Origin of the sequence: Phytoactinopolyspora limicola (assembly GCF_011320225.1) — a bacterium.
Lineage (GTDB): Bacteria > Actinomycetota > Actinomycetes > Jiangellales > Jiangellaceae > Phytoactinopolyspora > Phytoactinopolyspora limicola.
Genome location: NZ_JAAOEN010000011.1, coordinates 114,924 through 137,783, shown reverse-complemented (window position 1 = coordinate 137,783; position 22,860 = coordinate 114,924). Strand labels below are relative to the sequence as shown.

The following is a 22,860-nucleotide window of genomic DNA, read 5'->3' as shown; positions in this document are numbered from 1 at the left end:
ATCCAGAATATTTCTAATAGGTCGCGGTGGTCCCAGGCGTCGAGCTGGCTGGCGGTGGTAGCGGTTGCCCTGGGCATCTTCGCGCTGATGACCGCCGAACTGCTCCCCGTAGGTCTGCTCACCCCGATGGCGGCGGACCTCGGCGTCTCCGAAGGCAGCGCTGGTCTGCTGGTGACCGTTCCAGGCCTGGTCGCGGCGGTTTCCGCGCTGGTCATCGGGGTCCGGGCCGGGCGGGTCGACCGCCGGCTTCTGCTCGCTGGGCTGCTGGTCCTTCTGGTCTTCGGGAACGTCGTCAGTGCTGCCAGCTCCGACTTCCTCGTCGTACTTGCCGCTCGGGTCGCGGTTGGGGTGAGTATCGGCGGATTCTGGGCAATAGCCGGCGGCCTCGCTGTGCGGCTGGTTCCAGCAGACCAGGTGGGCCGCGCCACGGCAGTCATCTTCGGAGGTGTCTCCGCTGCCTCCGTCGCCGGTGTGCCGCTGGGGGCCGTCGTCGGAGCGGCGAGCAGTTGGCGCGTGGCGTTCCTGGCGGTCGGCCTCCTCGGCCTCGTCGCGCTGGCCGCCGTTCTGGTGTTAGTGCCACCGCTGCCCGGCGGCGAAGCGCCGAGCTTCGGTGCGCTTGGGCGGCTGTTGCGGCACAACGTCGGCGTCCAGCGTGGTGTGCTGATCACATTCCTGCTGATTACCGGCCACTTCGTCGCGTACACGTTTGTGCGCGCCATCCTGCGTGAAGGGGCCGGCATCGAGGCCGGATCGATCGGCGTTCTCCTGCTCGTGTTCGGTGTGGCCGGTGTAGCGGGCAACTTCATCGCGGGCGCCCAAGCTCAGCATCGGCTGCGGCCCGTCCTCCTGGTGATCGTGCTCATACTCGCCGCCGTCATGTTCCTCTTCGCTGTCGCTGGGGATTCCGGGCCCACGGCGGTGGTGCTCCTGGCGGTGTGGGGACTGGCTTACGGTGGTGTCTCGGTCAGCCTGCAGATCTGGATGCTCAAGGCTGAACCGGACGCCACAGAGGTGGCGACGTCGTTGTTCGTTGCCGCCTTCAACCTGTCCATCGCACTCGGTGCGGCGGCGGGTGCGCTGGTCATGAACAGCGTCGCCGTCGTCGGCGTGGTGATCGCCGCGCTCGCCCTGTTCGTGCTGACTGCCGCCGTTGTGAGTACGGATCGGGCTTCCACGACGTCCCGTCGACAACTATCAACCAAGGAGAAGTAGCCATGACACACACGATCATCAACCCGTCCAGCTTGCACGATCCGGTCGGCTTCGGTTACAGCCACCTTGCCGTGGGCAACGGCTTGGTGTTGGTCGCCGGCCAATACGCCTCGGACTCACAGGGCGCGGTGACGTCGGCCGACTTCGGCGAGCAGGTCGAGCGGGCGTTCGAGAACCTGCGAGCCGCCCTCGGTGCCGTGGATCTCGATCTCAGCCATGTCGCACAGCTGCGGACCTTCATCGTTGATCACAACCCCGACAAGCTCGCCGCCCTGACCGGTCGGATCAGCCAGATCTGGGGGCAGCGGCCGCCGGCACAGACCCTTCTCGGGGTTGCTGCGCTGGCTCTCCCCGGCATGTTGTTCGAGGTTGACGCACTAGCATTTCGGGAGTGAGGCTGCGGTGGAGCCGGTGAGGTGTCGTCCAATGTGCTGGCCGCGTCCCACCGCGGCCGGCGTCGACACAGGTGCGGTCGATTCGTCGATACTGGAGACATGGACGAGCGCCGTATCCTCTACTCCGAGCAGCGGCCCTACGTCGTGCCGGAGACGCTGGAGGAACTCACCGGGCCGACGCAGGGTGAAGTGACACTGCCCAACCACCTGGATTGGTCGGAGCAGGGCACCTACAACCTGGACGACCGGCGCGAACTCAGCGTCATGTATGAGCGGGTGTTACGAGAGGCCGGGCATGTCCGTGATCTACGTCGTTACGTCAACGGTGTCATGCTGCGACGGGTCTGGCCGCACCTCTTCCTTCCGCATCGCGTGCGAACACCGTGGGAAGAGCGCTTCCCCGAACTCATCCGGACGGGGCGGTAGCGGTGGATGCGTTTCACGCGCGGCTGGTCCGGATCAGCCTGAGCGCCGTGGCCGAGCTGGGTTTCTGTCTCGCGGGTGGGTACGCGATACAGGCCCACGGTTTCCTCGAACGGCGTTCGGACGACGTCGACCTGTTCACCTCTGCCGCTGTGATCGACGACCGATTTCCCGCCGCGGTCAGGGCGGTGGTACGGGCATTGGAATCGGACGGGCTGGACGTGGAGGTGAGCCGGGAGGGCCCAACCTTCGCCCGGCTCACGGCAGCGGATCCGGCTACTGGCGTCAACAGTCGAGTGGAGCTGGCCGTGGACTGGCGGGCGTACCCGCCGGCACAGTTGGAGATCGGTTCGGTGTTACATCAGGACGACGCGGTGGCGAACAAGTTCTGTGCCCTCTTCGGTCGCGGTGAGGTGCGCGACTACATCGATGTCGACAGTATTGTGCGGTCAGGCCGTTACTCGTCAGCTGAGCTGATGGGGCTCGCCGCCCAGCATGACCCCGGGTTCGACGTCGAGATGTTCGCTGAGGCGCTGCTGGCGGTCGAGCGGTTCCCGAACTCCGCTTATGCACCATACGGGCTGTCGACGGTCGAGGCCGACCAGTTGGTCGTACGAACTCTTGAATTCGCGAAGCAACTCCGAGCCGATGTCGTGGACTAGAGGTACTAGTCCACCCCGAACACCCGCATTTGCAGGGCCAACGTCGAGTAATACCCGATCAGTGTGGTGAGCTCGAACAGGGTGTCCGCGCCGAGGATGTCGGAGACTTCCAGGTAGGTGGCGTCATCGAGATCCCGGTGCTCCAGCAGGTGCCGCGTGACCCGGAGCACGGCGGCCTCCTCGACGTCGGTCAGCTCCAGCGGCGCCCCCGAACGTAAGGCGTCCAGCTCGCTTGGGGTTAAACCGACGTGTGCGCCGACGGCCTCGTGGGCGTGTTGCTCGAACGCGGAGCGCCAGTGTGCGGCCACGGCCAGGATGGCGATCTCCCGCGCCCGGTCCGACAGCCGGCCCGCATATCGGATGGCGGCACCGACGCGCTGCAACGGATCTCCGATGGCGGGGTTGAGAAGCATCGCGTTGAACGGTCCTTCGAGGCGGCCGTCGGCGTCGGCGAGAGCGAACAGCCGGGGGCCATGTGCCCTGCTGCCACCGGTGATGGCGGCATGCAGGCGCTGTTGGTCGTCATCGAGGTCGCTCGGGAGCGGGCGGGGTATGCGGCTCATCGAGTTACCGTAGCGCGCCCGTCGACCCGGGGAAGGCAAGAAATAATCCACCGAAGTCTTGACAGTTCGGAAAGAATTCCACGATGGTCTAGACCTCAGGAGCGATCTTCCCGAGCGAACCGAGGAGTGCCCATGGGCAGTCGGACCCGGAACGTCATCGCCACTCTCTCCGCCGGCGGCTTGGTCGCCGCGTTCAACGTCGTGCCATCGGCGCTACCCATGGCGGAGAGCCAGAACGAGATGGACCCGGCCGTCAAGGAGCTGGCCGCGGACATCGACGAGATTCTCGAGGACCCGCGGATGGACGGTAGCCAGGCGTCGGTTGTGGTAGCCGATGCGACCAGCGGCGACGTCCTCTATGAGCGCGGCGGCGACGATCGGTTGATGCCGGCGTCGAACCAGAAGATTCTCACCTCGGCCGCCGCGATGGACATTCTCGGTCCCGACCACACGTTCTCCACGACGGTCGAGACTGACGCCCGGCACACCGGCCGTATCCTCGCCGGTGACCTCTACCTGCGCGGGACCGGTGATCCCACCCTGCTCGTCGAGGACTACGAGGTGTTGGCCGATGAGATCGTCGCGGCCGGCATCCAGCGGGTCCACGGGGGCGTCGTGGCCGACGACACCTGGTTCGACGATGTACGCCTAGGCCTGAACTGGACCTGGGACAGTGAGCAGTACTACTACGGTGCGCAGATCTCCGCGTTGACCGTCTCACCCGACGTCGACTATGACTCCGGTACGGTCATCGTCGAGGTGGATCCCGGCCGGCGCGCCGGCGATCCACCCAGGGTGACCGTCATTCCGGAGAATGACTACGTCGAGATCGTCAACGACGCCCAGACGACGGCCGCTGGTACCGGGCAGGCGATTGGTATCAATCGCTTGCCGGGGAGCAACACCATCCGGATCACCGGAACCATCGCCACCGATGGTGCGCAAGCACGCACCTGGCGCAGCGTCTGGGAGCCGACCGACTTCGCCGCCGGGCTGTTCCTCCAAGCGCTGGAAGAACGTGGTGTCCAGGTGCGCGAGGGGATCTCACGAGGCGCCACCCCCGACGGTGCACGGGTGCTGGCCGAACGTGAATCGATGCCCTTGAGTGAGCTGTTGATCCCCTTCATGAAGCTCAGCAACAACGGACATGCCGAGATCCTGATCAAGTCGATGGGACAGGCGGTCGCGGACGCCGGGACCTGGTCGGCCGGGAACGAGGCGCTGCGGAGTTCCCTACGAGACTGGGGCGTCGAGCCGGCCACCATGGCCATCGCCGACGGCTCCGGGCTGTCGCGACGTAACCTGGTTCCGCCGAACGAGATCATCACGCTGCTGCGCAGTCTGCAAGACGAGCCGTGGTACGACACCTGGTACGAGTCGATGCCGGTGGCCGGGATCGAAGAGCGCCTGGTAGGTGGCACACTTCGCTTCCGGATGGCCGGCACTGCCGCCGAAGGCAACGCCCGTGGCAAAACCGGCACCCTCACCGCGGCGACCGGGCTGTCGGGATACGTCACCACTGCCGACGGTGATGAACTGGTCTACTCGATCCTGATCAACAACCATGTCAGCGCCAAGCCGAGCGACCTCGAGGACCGCATCGTGGTGCGGTTGGCCGAGCACTCGGCCGATGGTTCGGCGGTCACCACCTCGCAGGTGCCGCCAGCACCGGCCGAGCAGCCTGAGAACGGCCTGCACGGCGAGCTCGGCGATGTCGAGTGTTCCTGGGTCAAGACCTGCTAAGAGGCCGCGCAGAATGGGAGTCGCCTGGCTCGCGGGCCCGAGCGCCCCATTCTGCGCGGCCTCTGATGACTCCGGCCGGCGGTGCGAGGATGCGCTCGCCGCCGCTGCCGGATGGCACATGCCGCGGGTACCGGGTCGACTATGTCGACGGTGAGCCTCGGATCACGTACAACCGCGACCAGGTCGACAACGAGGCCCTTGGCGCCCTCGTGCACGACCTTGTGACCACCGAGCCGATCGTCGACACCTATCGCGGCCAAGGTGCGCGAAATGATCACACCCTAAACAGGTGGAAGGTACAGTTTGACACGGGCGCGGAATGCTTCGGCGTGCAGCCAGGCTTGGACCGGTTCGATTCCGGGCGTGTTCACAATGCGTTGGTTATTCGCCAACGATGTGGACAACGACGTGCCACCCATGGACAGTCGTCGCAGATGCGACATAGGATCAAGTCATGAGCACCCGCACAAATGACCAGCAGAACCAGGTGACCGTTCCTACGGTGACCCGGGACGGCGTGGAGTTCATCGATGATGACTTCGCCGTCCAAGCTGCTGAGCGGGCGGCCGAACGGTGGAGTGATCTACTCGACCGTCTTGCGCGTTGACCAAGTACATCAGCGTCGACGCTGTGGTCGCGATCAATGAGTCCCTGGGCGGACACGTTGGCGTCCGTGATCTCGGATCCGTTGAGGGCGCCGTAAACCGACCATTGGCAGGGTTCGGTGGCCATGAAGAGTTCCCGAGCCTGTGGGCGAAGGCCGCCGTGCTCCTAGAGGGTTTGGCGCGCACACAGGGATTCCATGACGGCAATAAGCGCACCGCATGGCTCGCAACGGACGTGTTCCTTGAGGCTAACGGCTGGCCGTTGATGCAGATGCCTGAGATCGTCGCTGAGGTGTTCGTCCTCAGTGCTGCGACCGGAGCGATCGAGCATCATCAGATTTCGGAGTGGATACGTCATCACGTGTTCGCGCCTGAGTCGGTCCGGGTGCTTCCCTTCGGTGAAGGTCACGCCATAGCGGCTTACAGTGCTGATGTGCGCCTAGCACAACAGATCAACTTCGTTCGGGGCCCGGATCACATCGAGCTCTATGCCATTGGCGTTAAGGTCGACGCATCTAGCGCATCCAAGGATAGGCAACACAACGGCGAGGTACTCGCGTCGTTCAGCATGGACTGCGACGGGTTCGTACACGTCTTCTCGGAACTTGTCGAGCAGGTCAAAGCCAGCAACGACGAGCAGTCCTCCGAATGACACGGTGCCCCGGCCGCCTACGTCGCGGCCGGGGCAACGTGTCGGCTAGGACGAGCGCCACTCGGCAAGCTGGGCCAGCCGGCGATCCGTCTCTGCTCGCAGGTCGTCTCCAGCCACACGATCCGGCTGGCGAGGAACGAGATCCGGGACGCGACGTGGATCCGTTCGAGTCGATCGTCGATGGTGAAGCCGCGGCCGTTGACGATGGCGCCCAGCTCGCGCCGCAGCGAGTCGACACTGTCGGGGTCGACTTCTGGGCGGTCCTCGGTGGTGAGTCTCGGGAACGCTGGTCGATGGATTCCCCGAGAAGGACTTCGGGCGGCTCTCGCGTCAGAATCTGAAGCGCTGGATCGACACGTTGCGAGAAGGCGAGACCAGCGTCCGTCGACTGCGGAAACGACTCGAAGCGTTGCGAGACAACGCTGAGCGGACATGCCCTGCGTGTGTCCGCAAGGTCGCCGGCCGTCCGGATCGGGTCTGCAGCAGCACCACCTGCCGAGTCCGAGCCCACCGTGCCGCATTCTCCTCCCACGGAGCAGTGACGGAGCAGGGTAGGGTGAACGAGACGTGAACGCAGGTCAGGGGTGGTTATGGCTCTCTATCGTGACGAAGGGGTTGTGCTGCGCACCCAGAAGCTGGGCGAGGCCGACCGCATCGTCACATTGCTGACCCGGGCCAACGGGCGGGTGCGGGCGGTGGCCAAGGGGGTGCGCCGGACCAGCAGCCGCTTCGGCGCTCGGTTGGAGCCGTTTATGCACGTCGACGTTCAGTTCGCCGCCGGGCGTTCGCTGGACATCGTGACCCAGGTCGAGACCCTCACCCCGTTCGGCACCATGATCTGCTCGGACTATGCCAGCTATACCGCGGGCACGGCCATCCTGGAGACCACCGAGCGGCTCAGCGCGGAAGAGCGAGAGCCCGCGGTGCAGCAATACCAGCTGCTGGTCGGGGCGCTGCGGGCGCTGTCCGGCCGGATCCACGACTCCGGGCTGGTCCTCGATGCCTACCTGCTGCGCGGGCTGGCTATCGCCGGTTTTGCCCCCAACTTCACCGACTGCGCCAGATGCAGCACGGCGGGCCCCCACCGGTTGTTCTCCGTGCAGGCCGGAGGCATGGTGTGTGGCGGCTGCCGGCCGCCCGGCAGCGTCGCTCCGCATTCCGGCACGGTGGCCTTGCTCGGGGCGTTGTTGGCGGGGGAGTGGGAGATCGCCGACGCCAGCGACGCCAGGTCCCGGCGGGAGGCCAGCGGTATCACAGCCGCCTTCCTGCAATGGCATCTCGAGCGAGGACTACGTTCGTTACCGCTGGTGGAGCGGGTATATCGGGAGCGGAACGTCATCGACGACGAGCGGCAGGAGCGGCATGACGTCGAAGCGGTATAACCCACCGCCCGCGCACCCGTCGGGGGCCCTGCCACCAGACATTCCGCGCGAGCTGATCCCGAAACACGTCGCCATCGTCATGGACGGCAACGGCCGGTGGGCCAACCAGCGCGGGCTGCCGCGCACCAAAGGCCACGAAGCCGGCGAGGCCGCGTTGCTCGACGTCATCCATGGTGCGATCCAGCTCGGCATCACCTGCCTGTCGGCGTATGCGTTCTCCACCGAGAACTGGCGGCGTTCTCCGGATGAGGTCCGTTTTCTCATGGGGTTCAACCGGGACGTCATCCATCGCCGACGCGACGAGTTGGACGCCTTGGGTGTGCGGATCCGGTGGGCCGGGCGCCGGCCGCGGCTGTGGAAGAGCGTCATCGACGAGTTGATCGAGGCTGAGCGGCGTACCCGTCGTAATAACGTCATCACGCTGCAGTTCTGCGTCAACTACGGGGGCCGTGCCGAGCTGGGCGACGCGGCGGCGGCATTGGCGGCCGACGTCGCCGCCGGCCGGGTCAACCCGAAACGGGTGAACGAGAAGACACTCGCCCGGTACCTCTACAACCCCGACCTTCCAGACGCTGATCTGTTCGTGCGTTCGTCGGGAGAGCAGCGCACCTCCAACTTCATGCTCTGGCAGGCCGCCTATGCCGAGATGGTTTTTCTCGACACGTTGTGGCCGGAGTTCGACCGGCGTGATCTGTGGCGCGCGGTGGAGATCTACGCGCGCCGCGACCGCCGCTACGGTGGTGCGGATCCGACGGCATCCGCCGTATAACCGGCACGCCAACCGCCCCCACCCACACACTCCGTGGGGGAGTGTCGACTTGACCTTGTCGTAGCGTCAAGGTTTTTACTAGAGGTATGCGAATCGGAGAGCTGGCCGCGATGGTCGGCGTATCGACCCGAGCGGTGCGTTACTACCACCGTTGTGGGCTGATACCGGAACCGGAGCGCACCGCCAACGGCTACCGCACCTACGGCATCCGAGACGCCGTCACGTTGGCGCGGATCAAGCGGCTGACCGAGTTGGGTTTGAGCCTCGACGAGGTGCGTGACGTGCTCGCCGACGACCAAGGGCGCGAGCTGCGCGAAGTGTTGGCGGAGTTGGACGCGGACCTCGCCCGCCAAGAAGAGCAGATCCGGCGCCGCCGAGCCCGGCTGGCGAACCTCCTGGAGCAAGAGACGTTGCACCCGGACGATCCAGTGTCTCCGGAGATGGCCACCGTCGTGGGGCGGTTACCACGAACCCGAGCCGGGATGGCCGATGTCGACCGGTCTTGGCTTGGTTTGCTCGACGTCAGTCTTCCAGAGCCGGACCGGCGCGAGCTCATCGAACTGATGCGGGCCATGGGGGCTGACTCCGAGACGGCCGCCCGGGCCGACGAGTTGTACCCGGCCATGGATGAACTCGCCACCGCGGACGTCGACGACCCGCGAGTGGCCGAGCTGGCGAACCAGCTGGTGATAGGGGTGTTGCAGCCGGTGCTGGACATGCTGGCGGATGCGCCGGGCGGCGATGTCGCGCCGGACGGAATCGCCCCAGAGTTCGAGGAGTTCCTCGCCGAGCTGGCTCCCGCTCAGGCCGAGGTGATCAGGCGGGCGCTGGCTCAGGTCGCCCGGAAGCAGGCATGATGAGGGGCAGACGGCTGCTGATGCACCAGTTCACGGTGCTCGCCGCGATCGGCCCATGGGTGACCCGCCGGCCCCGCGCCGCGGAGACGGATGTGGTCTTCGGATACGCCCGAGCTCAGGCACCGATGATCTATGCCTTGTTGTTCGTGGTCATGGTCGAAGGGACGGCGCTCGCGCTTCTTGTGCCGTGGCCGGTTGTCCATACGATCCTGGTGGTTGTGCACACCTACGCCGCGTTGTTACTGCTGGGTTCAGCCGCGGCGACGCATATCCGGCCGCATGTGATCGGCCGGGATGACGTTCGGGTGCGCTACGGTGTGGGATTCGAGCTGCGGATACCTCTAGCGACGATTGCCAACGCCAAGGCGCGGACGCGATCTTCAGACGCCGCCTCGATCCATCTCGCCGACGGCCATCTCGACGTCGTTGTTTCAGGCCAGACCAACGTGGTGATCGACCTAACCGATCCGATCCGGGTCGAACAGCCGTTGGACGGCACCGCGAGTCAGGTCGAGATATACGCCGACGAGCCACGAGAGTTCGTCCGTGTGCTCAACCAGGCGCGGGCGAAGGATTCCAGCAGCGCGGCCGACCTGTCGGTCCCGGCTGGTAGCGTCCCCGATCATGATGGGTCTACTGGCACGCGTCGGTCGTCCCGGTAATCGACGCGCTGCACCCGCTCCGCACCGGAGGAGAGGTGACGTGTTATGACGCGACGTCACCGGCAGCTGGTTGTGCTCGACGCACCGTCCAACCTCGGCCTGCGGCCGCCTGAGCCGGGATTGGTGCCTGGGTGCGCGAAGGCGCCGGGTGTGCTCCGGGACACCAAACTCCTAGCCCGCCTCGACGCCGATGACGCCGGTGTGGTCACGCCCGGCCGGTACCGGCCCGAGTGGAGCGCCGGCCACGTCCGTAACGAGAACGCGATCGCTGCTCATTCGATGGAGCTGGCCGACCGGATCGGCGCATTGCTGGGCCGTTCCCATGTGCCAGTCGTGCTGGGTGGTGATTGCAGCATTCTTGTTGGTGTGGGGTTGGCGCTGCAGCGCCGTGGCCGATTCGGCTTGGTGTCTCTCGACGGCCTGGACTACCGGCATCCGGGTAATATGCCCGACGCTGGAGCGGCAGTGGGCGGCGAGAGCCTCGCCCTGGTGACCGGGCTGGGGGGCCGGCTGGCCGAGTTGGATGGGCACCGGCCGTATCTGCGCGGCGAAGACGTCGTCGCCGTGGGGCTTCGCCCGGACGACGAGTGCGCAGCCGAGGCGGCGTCGAATGGTTTGCATCTGATCGACGCGGCGGCGGTGACCCGTGATCCGGGCGGGGCGGCCACTGATGTGCTGAGTGTGGTCGAGCGGAGCGACCTGGAGGGTTTCTGGGTGCACCTGGACGCCGACGTCCTGGACCCGGCGGTGATGCCCGCAGTCGATAGCCCGGAACCTGGGGGCCTGACATTCGACCAGCTCAGCACCGTGCTCACTCGCGTGCTGGCGTCGCCGCGCGCCGTTGGCCTCGACGTCACCATCTACGATCCCGACCTCGATCCGGGGTTCGTCCACGGTCGACGGCTGGCCGGTCTGCTGGTTGACGTCCTGCGCCCGTAGCGCCACGGACCTGACCCGGAGGGTCCGGCGCGTGAGTCGCACGCCGGACACGAGCGGGTCTGCTCGGTGCCGTAGGGCGCGGGTGGGTGTTGTGGGGCAAGGGTAGGGCCAGCGTCAGGGGCATGCGGCGTGGCAGGTGGGTGTTGTGGGGGCAGGGTTAGGCGGCGTGGCGGGCCAGACCGGAGCGGACCGCCGCTTCGATCTCGTCGAGGACCACTCGTGGTTCGGTCCGGAGGCGCCGGGGTGATACCGGCAGCACAGTCCACCCCAGGGCTGCGTATCTCGCCCGGCGACGTTCGGTCTGTTCTACCTGTTCGCCGAGACGGTGCCACTCCGCGGAATCGATCTCGACGACGACGCGGGCGTCGGGCCAGCATGCGTCTGGTCGCAATGGGGGTGTCACGTCCGGCACGATCGTGTTCCACTGTGGCTCCGGTAGGAAGGTCGAGCAGCCGATCACGTCACGTAGCTCGCATTCCGGCGCTGACCGACACCCGGCGTCGACGTCGGCCAGTGCCTGCCGGACGAGTCTGGCCCCCGGCCAGCGGGCCGCCCGCAACGTCCGGGCCAGGCGGTTTGGTGTGGTCAGGCCCCGTTGGACCACTTCGCAGAGCAGCGCTCGGACATCCCGCAGGGATGACACGCCGTGGCAGGTATCTAACACTGCGCGTTCGGGTGAGGCGGTGGGGATTCCGCCGACCAGCCGGGCTTCCGGCAGGTCGGTTACCCGTCGTAGCCGGGCGAACGGCGTCCGCGCACGACGACTCTCGGCCGGCACCAGAACAAGGGGATCGGCACCCTCTGGTACGTAGCGAAGACCGTAGGCGCGACACGCGTCAGCACCGCTGACCACCGCGTCCGGGCCCGCCCTGAGGAGGGCGGTCCGGAGGCGATGCCGGGGCTGCAACGGTCCGGTGAAGGTGGCGTAGACACCCCGGGACACCCGCTGCCATCGCCCGGACGTCAGCGCATGTTCGACCGCTGCGGACGACATGCCGGCAGCAAGCGCCTGATGCCGGACGACCAAGCCGTCTTGCAGCTCAGCCAGCCGGAGAAGTTCCGGGGGAACAGCCATGGCTCAACGTTTCCGCACCGGCGCATCCGCCGGCCAGAGGGGGACCCGCTGGTGTGGATAACCGCCGGCTGGGCCCGCTATAGCTGTGGACAGCGAACGGTGGAGGGTTTTACCGGTCAACGGTGGAAGGATCTACCGGCTATAACCGGTACTACCTCCCACCGTTGACCGGTAAAACCCTCCACCGTTCAGTGCTCGTCATAGTGTTTGCCGTGAGCGGCGTGGAGATGGCCGTCATGCAGGTAGTCGGTGTGATCACCGTGCTCGACGGCAGGATGGCCGCAGTTCTCGTCGTGCTGGTGTGCGTGGTCTTCGGCCGTGACGTGGGTGCCGGTGACCCGTGGATCCTCCCCGTTGGACCGTCGAGCCTGCCGCCGTCGCCGCAGGGCGGTGCCCAAAGGCCAGGCCAACGCGAACCCGACGAGTGCGGTCACGACGATGCTGGCTCCGGGAGCGACGTCGGCGTAATAGGAGAAGACCACGCCGGCCAGCGACGGCACCAGACCGAGCGACAGCGCCAGGACGAACGTCGCCCGGAAACCGCGAGTCAACTGCATCGACGTAGCCACGGGCACCACCATCAATGCGCTCACCAGCAGCAGGCCGACCGTACGCATTGCCACGGCGACGGTGACCGCCGCCATCACGGCGATCATGATGCTGTAGAGCCGCACCGGTAGTCCGCACGCGCGGGCGAACTCCTCGTCTTGGCACACCGCGAACAGTTGGGGTCCGAGCCCGATGGACAACGCGATGACCACGACGGCCAGGATGCCGATCACCCAGAGATCGTCTTGAGACACGGTGGTGATCGAGCCGAACAGGTAGGTGTTGAGAGTGGCCGCAGTACTACCGGCCAGCCCGGTCAGGAGAACGCCGCCGGCGATCCCGCCGTAGAACAACATGGCCAGCGCTACGTCGGCGGACGCTTTGCCATGGGCGCGCACCAACTCGATGGTCACCGCACCGGCGATGGCCACGACGACCGCCGTCCACACCGGTGCCCAGCCGGTCAGCAGCCCGACGGCCACGCCGGTCAGTGCCACGTGGCCGATGCCGTCTCCCATCAGCGCGAGCCGACGGTGGACGAGATAGGTGCCCACGGCCGGCGCCGCGAGGCCGGTGAGCAGCGCGGCGATCAACGCTCGCTGCATGTGGGGATAGTCGAGGAAGTCGAGGGTCAGGAAGTCCATCCGAATGGCCCTGTCTCGTCGTCGGAGCGGTGCGGGTGGTCGTTGGGTACGCCGGCAGCCGTGGTCGCGGCGGCGGCTTCGCTGCTGGTCGGGCCGGTGGCGACCGGCTTCTGGACCGGGCCGTCGCGCACCACGTGGCCGGCGTCGAGCACTACCCCACGACTGACCAGAGGTGCCAGGGGACCCATCTCGTGTAGCACCAGCAGCACTGTGTGGCCGGCGGCCACGAAGGTACGAAGCGACCGGGCGAACGCCTCCTGGCTGCGTTGGTCGACACCAGCATTGGGTTCGTCGAGTACCAGCACGTCGGGTTCACCCGCGGCGGCACGCGCGATAAGGGTGCGCTGCTGCTGCCCGCCGGAGAGAGTGTGGATGCCGTCGTCGGCACGATCGGCGAGGCCCACCATGTCGATCGCTCGGTCGACTGCCTCTCGGTCGGCGCGGCGAGCAGGAGCGAACGGCATCCGGCGGGCCAGCCGGCCGGATGAGACCACTTCGCGTACGGTGGCGGGCACACCGCCGGAGGCCGTAGTGCGCTGCGGTACGTAGCCGATGCGTGCCCAGTCGCGGAACGTGCGCAACGGCTGGCCGAAGAGCTCGATGTGGCCGGCCACCGCCGGCACCAGGCCGACCACGGCTCTGACCAAGGTGGACTTGCCGGATCCGTTGGCGCCGAGGAGGGTCACGACCTCGCCGGCCGACACACGGAAGTCGACGCCGTGGAGTACCGGCCGCTCGCCCAGTTCGACGGTGAGCCCCCGCACGTCGATGACGGGTTCACCCATCGCGACTCCTCACTGCTTGCGCCTTCCGGTGACCATCCGAGACCTGTTACCGCTATAACGGTACCGATTCTCAGATGATGACCGGCATCGGGCGCGGTCATCGCCGCATCCGTACCCCCATCACGGGAATGGGAGCGCGAATGCGGCGATCACCGGGACGGCGCCTCAGCAGCCGTTGGCGGCGCGCAACGCGTCCAAGTTGGAACGCATCAGGCTGAAGTAGTCCTCGTCGATCGTCTCGTCGGTCAAGCCTTCGATGGGATCGAGGACGGCGGTCTCCAAACCGAGGTCTCCAGCGATCGCTTCGACGACATCCGGGCTGGTCAGGCGCTCGTAGAAGATGGTGGTGACGTTCTGCTCGCGGATGGTGTCGTGTACCTGAGCCACCCTCGCCGCGGACGGCTCGGCGTCGGGGTCGATTCCGGCGACCCCGAGTTGATCGAGGCCGTACCGATGTGCGAGATAGCCGAACGCTTCGTGGCTGACGACGATCAGCGTCCGTTCGCATTGCGCGAGACCCGTCTGGTATTCGTCGTCGAGTTCTTCCAGCTCCGCCCGGAGTTGCTCGGCGTTGGCGCGATAGGTGTCGGCGTGGTCGGGGTCGACGTCGGACAACGCGTCGGCCACACCGTCGGCGATCAGCGCCATGTTGGTGGGATCCAGCCAGAGATGGGGATCGCCGTCGAGATCGCCGTGGTCGTGATCGTGTCCGTGATCGTCGTGGTCGTCGTCGTGTCCGTGGTCGTCGTGGTCGTCGTCGTGTCCGTGGTCGTCGTGGTCGTCGTCGTGTCCGTGGTCGTCGTGGTCGTCGTCGTGTCCGTGGTCGTCGTGGTCGTCGTCGTGTCCGTGGTCGTCGTGGTCGTCGGGGATGAGGTCGACGACGGTGGCGACGTCGAACGCCACACCGGAACCGTCCTGCTCGATGGCGGCATCGACGGCGGGTTGGTATCCCTCGAGGTACACCACCACGTCGGCATCGACCACCGTACCGACCTGCCGGCCGGTGAGCTCCAGGTCGTGGGATTCGACACCGGGTTGGGTCAGGCTTTCGACGGAGGCGTGGTCACCGGCCACTCGCTCGGCGACGAATGCCAGCGGATAGAACGCGGCGGCGATAGTAGGGCCGTCGCCCCCAGCCGCCTGGGCGGGGGTGTCGTCGGCATCGTCGGCGCCGCAGCCCGCGATAAACAGCCCGGATGCCGCGAGCAGCGCAAGCCCGCGGGCGAGAAAGCGAGTGGTCATGGGATACATTCTCATGTAGCATGACAACCATTGTCAAAAGGTCGCCTTAGGTGTGAGTTTGCACCGAGAGGTGGGTGTCGGCCTCCCCTGCAATTGGCAGCCGCGACGTTAAGCTGGGACCTGTAGGGGCAACCGACGTCGTACGGGAGGCGGGCGCAACCAGTGTCGCCACAAGAGCAACCGGTCAAAGAGCAACGCCGGACGCGGCAACGGGCGGCGGTCGACGAGGTTCTCGACGAGACCGAAGACTTCATCAGCGCACAGGACCTCCACGCCATCCTCCGTACCCGCGGGATGAGTGTCGGGCTCGCCACGGTGTATCGGACGCTGCAGACCCTCGCCGATGACGGCCGGGTCGACGTGCTGCGCACGGCCGGCGGTGAGGCCGCGTACCGGCGCTGCGCCCGAGACGAGCACCATCACCATATGGTGTGTCGATCGTGCGGAGCCACGGTCGAGATCGCCGGACCGGCGGTCGAACGGTGGACCAACTCAGTGGCCAAAGAACACGGCTATGTCGACGTCTCGCACACCTTGGAGATCTTCGGCACCTGCCCGCGTTGTGCCGCACAGAGTGGTGGGCCGGCTGGCCGCTGAGCGTCGCCGCTTACAACGCTCCGACAGACTGTGCGATGACGATGGCCAGCAACGCCCCGATCACCCCGGCGCGGATAGTCCGCGAGGTCGGCTCCAGGCGCGGCCAGGCCAGCACCAAGAGCCAGGTGAGAAACGCGACCACCAAGGTCAGCAGCAGCGGTGCCCACGGCCTGGGCGCAAGCAAGCCACCCAGCAATACACCTGCGGTCACCACCCCCAGCAGCCATTTCGGCGCGCTGGTCAGCCGGACCAGCAGCGGGTAACTGACCCGTTCCAGCCCGGCCCGCCAGCCTTGCCGCGGCGCGGGAGCCGGGGCTGGGCGGCGGCTGCTCGCCGGCCGGGGAGCCCGTGGTGCCGAGCCCGGTGTACCCGGGCGCCGGTTCGGCGAGCGGCGTTGCTGGCGGCGGTTCTTCGACACGAGACGTCCTCGATGTGGGGGCCGGTGGTGGGTCCCTGCTGCCGTACGGCGGCACGGTGGGCTCCATGCATGGTACGACCTCGGCCCACTATGCTCTGCCGTGCGTTTGTCAACTCTACGAGGTGGCACGGCACGGTGTGGGCAGCGGCTCCCCAAGCTGGCCGCCCCGCTACCCGGGCCGCCGATCGACGTATCGTCGGGCCGGCGAAAGGACAGAGATGCTCGTGATCACCCGGTACCGGGTGCCCCGCCATGAGGCGGTGGAGTTCCGAGACCACGCCCGGGCTGCCCTTCGAGTGCTGGCTGATCAGGCTGGGTGGCGAGGCGGTCATGTGGGTCGGGCGGCCGACGACCCCACGTTGTGGGTGCTCACCAGTCTGTGGCACGACGTCGGTTCGTATCGGCGGGCATTGTCGGCGTACGAGGTGAAACTGCGGGCCGTGCCGCTCTTGTCCCGGGCTGTCGACGAGCCCACCGCGTTCGAGCTGCTCACCGACGATGACGCCGGGGCGCGCGCGGTGGACGCGGAGGACGTCGGCCTCGGGTCGGCGGCCGCGCCGGTCGTCGAGACCGATCTGGATCGCCCTGTCCAGACCGATGTCGGGCATCAGGGTGAAGGGCGGCAGCGGTGACCGGGGGCCATTCGCACATGCATCCGGAGACGCCGCCGGCCAGCCCGCGGGTGCGCAAGGCCGTCCTATCGGTGCTGATCCCGCTGATCATCGCCACCATCGCTGGCATGGTCGTCTTGTGGCCATCCGGAGATCCGCCGCGGATCGACTCCGGAGTCCGTACCGACGCCGAAATCCTCGACATCCGGCCCTGTGAAGACATCGATGGTGCGCCACCAACAGGCGGGCACACCCACGGTCGGCAGCCGGCGGGTGAGTGCGAAGAGGCGGTTGTCCTGGTGACCTCCGGCCCGGACAAGGGCGAGGAGACGGTTGTCTCGTTGTGGTTCGGTGACGGCGCGCCCACCTTCGATGTCGGCGACAAGGTGGTCCTCGCGGGCCAGCCGGAGGCGCCACTCGACCAGCGCTACGAGGTCACCGACTTCCAACGCGGCATGCCGCTGCTGTGGCTTGGCCTGCTCTTCGCCGTCGCGGTAGTGGTGTTGTCCCGATGGCGCGGGCTCGCCGCGCTGGGTGGGTTGGCGATCTCGGTGATCGTGATCGTCACGTTCCTGCTGCCGGCCCTGTTAGCCGGGCGAGATCCGTTGCCGGTAGCGGTGGTGGGTGCGTCGTTGATCATGATCGTGACGCTGTACATGTCACATGGTGTCTCCATCCGGACGTCGGTGGCACTGATCGGGACCCTCATCAGCCTGACCCTGACCGGTGTTCTCGGTGCTCTGTTCACCGCCCTCGGGCAGTTCACCGGGCTCGTCGACCACGCCGCGGCGTATATCGGCACCGTCAACGCCGACTTCAACATCCGCGGCCTGCTGCTGGCTGGGCTGGTAGTGGGGGCGCTGGGGGTACTCGACGACACCACCGTGACCCAGACGGCCACCATCTGGGAGCTGTCCGCGGCCAATCCCAACTCGACCCGACGCGAACTCTTCGCAGCCGGGATGCGGATCGGCCGAGAGCACGTGGCAGCCACGGTTAATACGCTGGTCCTTGCCTACGTGGGTGCGTCGTTGCCGCTGCTAATGCTGTTCAGCGTGGCCGGGCAGGGGGTGGTGGACGCGCTAACCACCGAGGCGGTTGCGCAAGAGGTGGTGCGGGCACTCGTCGGCGGTTTGGGGATCATCGCGGCCGTGCCGGTCACCACGGCTTTGGCCGTGCTGGCGGTGCGGCAGGAACCAGCCGAACGGGGCGGCCGGCGCCGGTCTCGGCCGGGTCAACGCGCCGGTGCCGCCAGCCGGGCCCGCTGATAACGTCGGACGCGGACATTCGCCGACAGCCAGCCGGATGGAGTGAACGCCCGTGCCACCCTCGCCCGTCGACGCCATCACCTCTCTGGCCAAACGGCGCGGATTCGTCTACTCCACCGGTGAGATCTACGGCGGAACCAGGTCGGCGTGGGACTACGGCCCGCTTGGGGTCGAGCTCAAGGAGAACATCCGCCGCCAGTGGTGGCGGGCTATGGTCCAACAGCGCGACGACGTCGTCGGGATCGACTCCGCGGTGATCCTTCCGCGCGACGTCTGGGTTGCCTCCGGGCATGTGGACGCCTTCGTCGACCCGTTGGTTGAGTGCCAGTCGTGTCACCGCCGCTACCGGGCCGACCAGCTGGAGGAGGAACACACCGAGCGCCGCGGCCAGGCACCGGACGGTGGCCTGGCTGGGGTGGTCTGCCCGACGTGTGGTGCGCGCCGGTCCTGGACCGAGCCGCGGATGTTCAACGGGTTGCTCAAGACCTTCCTTGGTCCCGTCGAGTCCGGTGAGGGGCTGCACTATCTGCGGCCCGAGACCGCCCAAGGCATCTTCGTCAACGTGTTGAACGTGATGAACACCGCCCGGAAGAAGCCACCGTTCGGTATCGCGCAGACGGGTAAGTCGTTCCGCAACGAGATCACCCCCGGCAACTTCATCTTCCGCACCCGCGAGTTCGAGCAGATGGAGATGGAGTTCCTCGTCGAGCCGGGCACCGACGAGGAATGGCACGAGTACTGGCTACAAGAGCGCTGGAACTGGTACGTCGACCTCGGGTTGTCGCCGGACAACCTACGCCTGTACGAGCATCCGGCCGAGAAGCTCTCCCACTACTCGAAGCGGACCGTCGACATCGAGTACCGGTTCAGCGTAGGCGGCGCGGAGTTCGCCGAGCTGGAGGGGATCGCCAACCGCACCGACTTCGACCTCGCCACCCATGCCAAACATTCCGGTGTGGAGCTGAGCTATTTCGACCAGGAGAAAGGTGAGCGATGGATTCCGTATGTGATCGAACCGGCCGCTGGTTTGACCCGCTCGGTTCTCGCCTTCCTCCTCGACGCCCACGACGCCGACGAGGCCCCTAACGCCAAGGGTGGGGTCGAGCGGCGCACTGTTCTGCGGTTCGATCCTCGGTTGGCGCCGGTCAAGGCAGCCGTGCTCCCGTTGTCGCGTAACAGCGAATTGTCGCCGATGGCGCGGGAGCTGGCCCGGACGTTGCGGGCCCGGTGGAACGTCGACTTCGACGATGCTGGCGCCATCGGCCGGCGTTACCGTCGTCAGGACGAGATCGGTACACCGTTCTGCGTGACGGTGGACTTCGACACCCTCGACGACCACGCGGTCACCGTGCGGGAACGCGACTCCATGCGGCAAGACCGGGTCGGCGTCGACCGGGTCGAGATGTATCTGGCCGAGCGGCTGCCCGTCTGCTGATCCGCCTGTCTGCTGATCCGCCCGTTGCTGGCTCGCCGGCCGGAATCCAGCAGGAGGCGGAGGTCAGTTCAGGGCAGGGGTGAGGACGTGGTCCAGAATCGCGCGGCTGGCACCGAGCACACCAGCGTCGATTCCCACGGGGCTCTGGCCGATGTAGAGATCACGGGTGACTAGCGGATGACAGCCTTCGTAGAGCTGACTGCGCACGGCGGCGACGAACGGCTCGACGACGGACAACACCCCACCGAGGAACACCGCGTCCGGGTTGACGAAGTTCACCACCGGGCTCAGGGTCTCGCCGAGTGCACGTCCGGCGCTGCGGATCCGGGTGGTGGCGATCGGATCGGCGTCGCGGGCGGCGGCCACGACATCGGTGGTGGTGTGGACGTCCATGCCGTCCGCGCGTACGTGCTGGACCAGTGCGGATCCGCTGGCGATGGTCTCCAGGCAGCCGGCGTTGCCGCAGCTGCACGCGCGGTGATCGGCGGCGGCGACACGTACGTGAGTGAGGTCTCCGGCCGCGCCGGTGCTGCCGCGGTGGATCACGCCGTCGATGACGAGTCCGCAGCCGATGGCGGTCCCGGCTTTGGCGAAGATGCTGTGCCGGATGGATGGCTGGTGTGCGTGATGTGCGGCCAGGGCCATGGCGTTGGCGTCGTTCTCGATCACGCACGGCACGCCGAAGCGTTCGACGAGCCAGTCTCGGACGGGGAACCGGTGCCAGCCGGGCATCCGCGACGGTGAATCGACCCACCCGTGGTCGACGTCGACGGGCCCTGGCAAGGTCAGCGCGGTGCCGCGGAGGTCACCGAGTCCAGGATCCGACGATGGTTCTGGGCCGCGGGTCCGCGAGTCGCCGGTCTTCGCCATGGCGGTCAGCGCGGTGGCGAGCCGGTCGAGGACTGCGGGTGGGCCCTCGGTGATGTCGAGTTCGACCTCTTCCACCTGGCGGGGCTGGCCTAGTAGATCCACGAGGGCGACCCGGGCGTGTTTGCCACCGAGGTCGGCGACCAGGACATGGCCGGCTGTCCGGTTGAGTTCGAGTACGCGGGGGCGCCGTCCTCCCGTGGAGCGCCCGGTGCCGGCTTCGACGATGATCCCGGTTTCGATCAACTCGTTCACGCGTAGAGACACGGTGGAGGGGGCCAGGCCCAGCTCGCGGGCGATGTCGCTGCGCGAGGTGATCTGGCCCGTCGCGAGCAACGTCATGATGCTCGCGTGTACAGGGTCAATGGTGTTGTCCCCACCGGCCACGGGTCCGTTCAACCGCCTCTTCGTAAAAAGTGGACTACTTAGTTCGGTTCGTCAGGCGATTCCCACGGTATCAGGCGGTGACGCTCGGGCAACCTGCGACATGTATGGCGATTGATCGAATGAAGAGCGCAAATTAAGTTCGATTCAGGGGTTGCACGGATCGAAGTATGAGAGCTAGTGTGCCGAACATTATGCGACGGATGCGTAAACAATGGCCGACATCGACCGGCCGGCGCGGCTGTCGTTGACCTCAGAAGTCAAAGGAGTGCCGATGCAACATCCACTAGGCGGCCGCGGGCCGAGGTTGCTCGCGGTCGGTGTGTTGTCGACATCGCTCGCGCTGGCAGCGTGCGGCGGCGACGACGGCGCCGGCGACGGGACGGGGAGCGCGGACACCCAGGGCCGCGACAGCATCACCTACGCGCTCCCACCCAATGCCACGCCGAACTGGATCCTCCCCATGGCATTGCCGGAGTACATGGCCACCCACAACGCCGCCATCCGTCGAGCGTTGTGGACCCCGGTGATCAACGTGCACGGCGCCTCCGGCGAGGTCGCCTGGGACCACACCGGCAGCCTCGCCACCGACGTCGAGTTCTCCACGGACGGCCGCATGGTGACCATCTCGCTGGATGACCTCTCCTGGAGTGACGGTGAGCCGGTCACCTCCCGCGACGTCGAGTTCTGGTACAACCTCGTGGACGCCAACAAAGAGCAGTGGGGCGGTTACGCGGCCGGCCGGATCCCGGACAACATCGAGTCGTGGGAGACCATCGACGACACGACGTTCGAGATCACCTTCGACGACGTCTACAACCAGGACTGGCTGCTGTACAACCAGTTGGTGAACCTGGCCGCGCTGCCCACCCACGCGTGGAACAAGACCAGCGACGACGGCGAAATCGACGACCACGACCGCACCCCGGACGGTGCCGAAGAGGTCTGGGACTACCTGGTCGGCCAGGCCGAACAGACCGACAGCTACGCCTCGAATCCCCTGTGGAGCGTGGTCAACGGGCCCTTCACCGTGGACGGCTGGACCTCAACCGGCCAGGTGACGCTCAAAGCCAACGAGAACTACGACGGCAACGACCCCGCGGGGATCCAGACGGTTGTCCTTCAGCCGTTCACCAGCGCAGATGCTCAGCTGAACGCGTTGCGCGCCGGTGAGCTCGACTACGGGTACCTGCCGGCGTCCGCGCTGGACCAGCAGGCCGAGTTCGAGGGCCGCGGGTACGTCGTCGAGCCCTGGGCCGGATGGTCCATCACCTATCTGCCGTTCAACTTCAACAACCCGGACATGGGCCCGGTCTTCCAACAGCTCTACGCCCGGCAGGCGATCCAGCACGCGGTCGACCAAGACAGCATCGCGAACGTGATCTGGCACGGTACCGCGCTGCCGACCTATGGGCCGGTTCCGCAGAACCCGCCGTCGGACTTCCTATCCGAGACGCAGAAGTCCAACCCCTACGAGTTCGACGTCGACACCTCGATCGAGCTGCTGACCAGCAACGGCTGGGTGATAGGCGACGACGGGTTCGCGGTGTGCGAGAACGCCGGAACCGGCGACGGACAATGTGGCGACGGCATCGACGCCGGCACGACGTTCGAGATGACGGTGCTCGCCCAGAGCGGCTCCACCGAGACCGACAACATGATGTCGGAGCTCAAGTCTTCCCTGGCCAAGGCAGGTATCGACCTCAACATCGCATCCGAGCCGCTGAACCAGGTGCTCGGCCAGAGTGTGCCGTGTGAGCCAGATGAGGACGCCTGCTCGTGGCAGCTGTCGTTCTTCGGTACCCAGGGAAGCTGGTACTTCAACGCATATCCGACCGGGGAGCGGCTGTTCGGCACCGGGGCGACGGCCAACTTCGGCAACTACTCCAATCCTGAGGTCGACGAGTACATCGACGGGACGCTGACCGGCAACGACCCGGACGCGATGCACAACTACAGCGAGGCGCTGGCGCTCGACTTGCCCGTCGTGTGGTTGCCTTCGCCGGCCTACCAGGTCTCGGCCTTCCGGGATGGCCTCGAAGGCACTGGTCAGGACCCGCTGGCGGTCTTCTTGCCGCAGCGCTGGTCCTGGGCGGACTGACCCGGAACCGGAGTTCTCGG

General features: G+C 66.7%; 24 protein-coding genes. 17 read left to right on the top strand and 7 right to left on the bottom strand.

What is annotated here, in order from left to right:
* Nucleotides 1-54 precede the first annotated feature (54 nt).
* The 4 genes from G8760_RS22000 (at nt 55) to G8760_RS21985 (ending at nt 2,692) form a co-directional block, all read left to right on the top strand.
* Nucleotides 55-1,212, top strand: a complete 1,158-nt coding sequence (locus G8760_RS22000; protein ID WP_166354981.1) for an MFS transporter — start codon at nt 55-57, stop codon at nt 1,210-1,212.
* Nucleotides 1,213-1,214: 2 nt separating this feature from the next.
* The gene (locus G8760_RS21995) at nt 1,215-1,607 is read left to right on the top strand and encodes a RidA family protein (protein WP_166354980.1); all 393 of its coding nucleotides are present in this window, start codon (nt 1,215-1,217) and stop codon (nt 1,605-1,607) included.
* A gap of 99 nt (nt 1,608-1,706) precedes the next feature.
* Nucleotides 1,707-2,033, top strand: a complete 327-nt coding sequence (locus tag G8760_RS21990) for a hypothetical protein (protein WP_166354979.1) — start codon at nt 1,707-1,709, stop codon at nt 2,031-2,033.
* A gap of 2 nt (nt 2,034-2,035) precedes the next feature.
* Nucleotides 2,036-2,692, top strand: coding sequence for a nucleotidyl transferase AbiEii/AbiGii toxin family protein (locus G8760_RS21985; RefSeq protein WP_166354978.1), 657 nt, complete (start codon nt 2,036-2,038; stop codon nt 2,690-2,692).
* Nucleotides 2,693-2,697: 5 nt separating this feature from the next.
* Here the strand turns inward: G8760_RS21985 and G8760_RS21980 are convergent, their stop codons facing one another.
* Nucleotides 2,698-3,255, bottom strand: a complete 558-nt coding sequence (locus tag G8760_RS21980) for a carboxymuconolactone decarboxylase family protein (protein ID WP_166354977.1) — start codon at nt 3,253-3,255, stop codon at nt 2,698-2,700.
* A 132-nt stretch (nt 3,256-3,387) separates the two neighbouring features.
* Between G8760_RS21980 and dacB the strand changes: the two genes are divergently transcribed.
* From dacB to G8760_RS21940, 8 genes are all read left to right on the top strand, one after another.
* Nucleotides 3,388-4,998 carry a D-alanyl-D-alanine carboxypeptidase/D-alanyl-D-alanine endopeptidase gene (dacB, locus tag G8760_RS21975; protein ID WP_166354976.1) on the top strand — a complete coding sequence of 537 codons (1,611 nt, stop codon included), beginning with the start codon at nt 3,388-3,390 and terminating at the stop codon, nt 4,996-4,998.
* A 454-nt stretch (nt 4,999-5,452) separates the two neighbouring features.
* Complete coding sequence (locus G8760_RS21970; protein WP_166354975.1) at nt 5,453-5,605, top strand: hypothetical protein; 153 nt, start codon at nt 5,453-5,455, stop codon at nt 5,603-5,605.
* A complete protein-coding gene (locus G8760_RS21965) occupies nt 5,602-6,255 on the top strand; it encodes a type II toxin-antitoxin system death-on-curing family toxin (RefSeq protein ID WP_166354974.1) in 654 nt (217 codons plus the stop codon). The genes G8760_RS21970 and G8760_RS21965 overlap by 4 nt, the downstream gene beginning before the upstream one ends.
* A gap of 590 nt (nt 6,256-6,845) precedes the next feature.
* On the top strand, nt 6,846-7,637 hold the full coding sequence (recO, locus tag G8760_RS21960; protein WP_166354973.1) for a DNA repair protein RecO: 792 nt from the start codon (nt 6,846-6,848) through the stop codon (nt 7,635-7,637).
* A complete protein-coding gene (locus tag G8760_RS21955) occupies nt 7,618-8,406 on the top strand; it encodes an isoprenyl transferase (protein WP_166354972.1) in 789 nt (262 codons plus the stop codon). The genes recO and G8760_RS21955 overlap by 20 nt, the downstream gene beginning before the upstream one ends.
* An 86-nt stretch (nt 8,407-8,492) precedes the next feature.
* Nucleotides 8,493-9,263 (top strand): MerR family transcriptional regulator, encoded by a 771-nt coding sequence (locus G8760_RS21950; RefSeq protein WP_166354971.1) that lies wholly within the window; start codon nt 8,493-8,495, stop codon nt 9,261-9,263.
* Nucleotides 9,263-9,925 (top strand): hypothetical protein, encoded by a 663-nt coding sequence (locus G8760_RS21945; protein WP_166354970.1) that lies wholly within the window; start codon nt 9,263-9,265, stop codon nt 9,923-9,925. The genes G8760_RS21950 and G8760_RS21945 overlap by 1 nt, the downstream gene beginning before the upstream one ends.
* Nucleotides 9,926-9,970: 45 nt before the next feature.
* The gene (locus tag G8760_RS21940) at nt 9,971-10,864 is read left to right on the top strand and encodes an arginase family protein (RefSeq protein ID WP_166354969.1); all 894 of its coding nucleotides are present in this window, start codon (nt 9,971-9,973) and stop codon (nt 10,862-10,864) included.
* 157 nt (nt 10,865-11,021) lie between these two features.
* Here G8760_RS21940 and G8760_RS21935 read toward each other — a convergent pair whose 3' ends face one another.
* The 4 genes from G8760_RS21935 to G8760_RS21920 form a co-directional block, all read right to left on the bottom strand.
* Entirely contained in the window at nt 11,022-11,939 is a 918-nt protein-coding gene (locus tag G8760_RS21935) for a type IV toxin-antitoxin system AbiEi family antitoxin domain-containing protein (protein ID WP_166354968.1), read from the bottom strand.
* Nucleotides 11,940-12,127: 188 nt separating this feature from the next.
* The gene (locus G8760_RS21930; RefSeq protein ID WP_166354967.1) at nt 12,128-13,132 is read right to left on the bottom strand and encodes a metal ABC transporter permease; all 1,005 of its coding nucleotides are present in this window, start codon (nt 13,130-13,132) and stop codon (nt 12,128-12,130) included.
* Entirely contained in the window at nt 13,120-13,917 is a 798-nt protein-coding gene (locus G8760_RS21925) for a metal ABC transporter ATP-binding protein (RefSeq protein ID WP_166354966.1), read from the bottom strand. Before G8760_RS21925 ends, G8760_RS21930 begins: the two co-directional genes overlap by 13 nt.
* 165 nt (nt 13,918-14,082) lie before the next feature.
* Complete coding sequence (locus tag G8760_RS21920) at nt 14,083-15,159, bottom strand: metal ABC transporter substrate-binding protein (protein WP_166354965.1); 1,077 nt, start codon at nt 15,157-15,159, stop codon at nt 14,083-14,085.
* 162 nt (nt 15,160-15,321) lie between these two features.
* Here G8760_RS21920 and G8760_RS21915 point away from each other — a divergent pair, with 162 nt between their 5' ends.
* On the top strand, nt 15,322-15,756 hold the full coding sequence (locus tag G8760_RS21915) for a Fur family transcriptional regulator (RefSeq protein WP_166354964.1): 435 nt from the start codon (nt 15,322-15,324) through the stop codon (nt 15,754-15,756).
* Nucleotides 15,757-15,766: 10 nt separating this feature from the next.
* Here G8760_RS21915 and G8760_RS21910 read toward each other — a convergent pair whose 3' ends face one another.
* Nucleotides 15,767-16,174, bottom strand: coding sequence for a DUF6703 family protein (locus tag G8760_RS21910; RefSeq protein ID WP_166354963.1), 408 nt, complete (start codon nt 16,172-16,174; stop codon nt 15,767-15,769).
* 218 nt (nt 16,175-16,392) lie between these two features.
* Here G8760_RS21910 and G8760_RS21905 point away from each other — a divergent pair, with 218 nt between their 5' ends.
* Genes G8760_RS21905 through G8760_RS21895 form a run of 3 tightly spaced genes read left to right on the top strand, consistent with a single transcriptional unit; the run spans nt 16,393 to nt 19,488 of the window.
* Nucleotides 16,393-16,806 carry an antibiotic biosynthesis monooxygenase family protein gene (locus G8760_RS21905; RefSeq protein ID WP_166354962.1) on the top strand — a complete coding sequence of 138 codons (414 nt, stop codon included), beginning with the start codon at nt 16,393-16,395 and terminating at the stop codon, nt 16,804-16,806.
* Nucleotides 16,803-18,053, top strand: coding sequence for a YibE/F family protein (locus G8760_RS21900; RefSeq protein WP_166354961.1), 1,251 nt, complete (start codon nt 16,803-16,805; stop codon nt 18,051-18,053). Before G8760_RS21905 ends, G8760_RS21900 begins: the two co-directional genes overlap by 4 nt.
* Nucleotides 18,054-18,105: 52 nt before the next feature.
* Complete coding sequence (locus G8760_RS21895; RefSeq protein ID WP_166354960.1) at nt 18,106-19,488, top strand: glycine--tRNA ligase; 1,383 nt, start codon at nt 18,106-18,108, stop codon at nt 19,486-19,488.
* Between the two features lie 63 nt (nt 19,489-19,551).
* Here G8760_RS21895 and G8760_RS21890 read toward each other — a convergent pair whose 3' ends face one another.
* Nucleotides 19,552-20,697, bottom strand: coding sequence for an ROK family transcriptional regulator (locus G8760_RS21890; protein WP_166354959.1), 1,146 nt, complete (start codon nt 20,695-20,697; stop codon nt 19,552-19,554).
* Between the two features lie 316 nt (nt 20,698-21,013).
* Here G8760_RS21890 and G8760_RS21885 point away from each other — a divergent pair, with 316 nt between their 5' ends.
* Nucleotides 21,014-22,840 carry a peptide ABC transporter substrate-binding protein gene (locus tag G8760_RS21885; protein ID WP_166354958.1) on the top strand — a complete coding sequence of 609 codons (1,827 nt, stop codon included), beginning with the start codon at nt 21,014-21,016 and terminating at the stop codon, nt 22,838-22,840.
* Nucleotides 22,841-22,860: the final 20 nt, after the last annotated feature.

Coding starts and splice junctions, on each gene's coding strand:
- G8760_RS21995 (WP_166354980.1), top strand. CDS start 1,215: ATGACACACACGATCATCAACCCGTCCAGCTTGCACGATCCGGTCGGC.
- G8760_RS21990 (WP_166354979.1), top strand. CDS start 1,707: ATGGACGAGCGCCGTATCCTCTACTCCGAGCAGCGGCCCTACGTCGTG.
- G8760_RS21980 (WP_166354977.1), bottom strand. CDS start 3,255: ATGAGCCGCATACCCCGCCCGCTCCCGAGCGACCTCGATGACGACCAA.
- dacB (WP_166354976.1), top strand. CDS start 3,388: ATGGGCAGTCGGACCCGGAACGTCATCGCCACTCTCTCCGCCGGCGGC.
- G8760_RS21970 (WP_166354975.1), top strand. CDS start 5,453: ATGAGCACCCGCACAAATGACCAGCAGAACCAGGTGACCGTTCCTACG.
- recO (WP_166354973.1), top strand. CDS start 6,846: ATGGCTCTCTATCGTGACGAAGGGGTTGTGCTGCGCACCCAGAAGCTG.
- G8760_RS21955 (WP_166354972.1), top strand. CDS start 7,618: ATGACGTCGAAGCGGTATAACCCACCGCCCGCGCACCCGTCGGGGGCC.
- G8760_RS21950 (WP_166354971.1), top strand. CDS start 8,493: ATGCGAATCGGAGAGCTGGCCGCGATGGTCGGCGTATCGACCCGAGCG.
- G8760_RS21945 (WP_166354970.1), top strand. CDS start 9,263: ATGAGGGGCAGACGGCTGCTGATGCACCAGTTCACGGTGCTCGCCGCG.
- G8760_RS21940 (WP_166354969.1), top strand. CDS start 9,971: ATGACGCGACGTCACCGGCAGCTGGTTGTGCTCGACGCACCGTCCAAC.
- G8760_RS21935 (WP_166354968.1), bottom strand. CDS start 11,939: ATGGCTGTTCCCCCGGAACTTCTCCGGCTGGCTGAGCTGCAAGACGGC.
- G8760_RS21930 (WP_166354967.1), bottom strand. CDS start 13,132: ATGGACTTCCTGACCCTCGACTTCCTCGACTATCCCCACATGCAGCGA.
- G8760_RS21925 (WP_166354966.1), bottom strand. CDS start 13,917: ATGGGTGAACCCGTCATCGACGTGCGGGGGCTCACCGTCGAACTGGGC.
- G8760_RS21920 (WP_166354965.1), bottom strand. CDS start 15,159: ATGACCACTCGCTTTCTCGCCCGCGGGCTTGCGCTGCTCGCGGCATCC.
- G8760_RS21905 (WP_166354962.1), top strand. CDS start 16,393: ATGCTCGTGATCACCCGGTACCGGGTGCCCCGCCATGAGGCGGTGGAG.
- G8760_RS21890 (WP_166354959.1), bottom strand. CDS start 20,697: ATGACGTTGCTCGCGACGGGCCAGATCACCTCGCGCAGCGACATCGCC.
- G8760_RS21885 (WP_166354958.1), top strand. CDS start 21,014: ATGCAACATCCACTAGGCGGCCGCGGGCCGAGGTTGCTCGCGGTCGGT.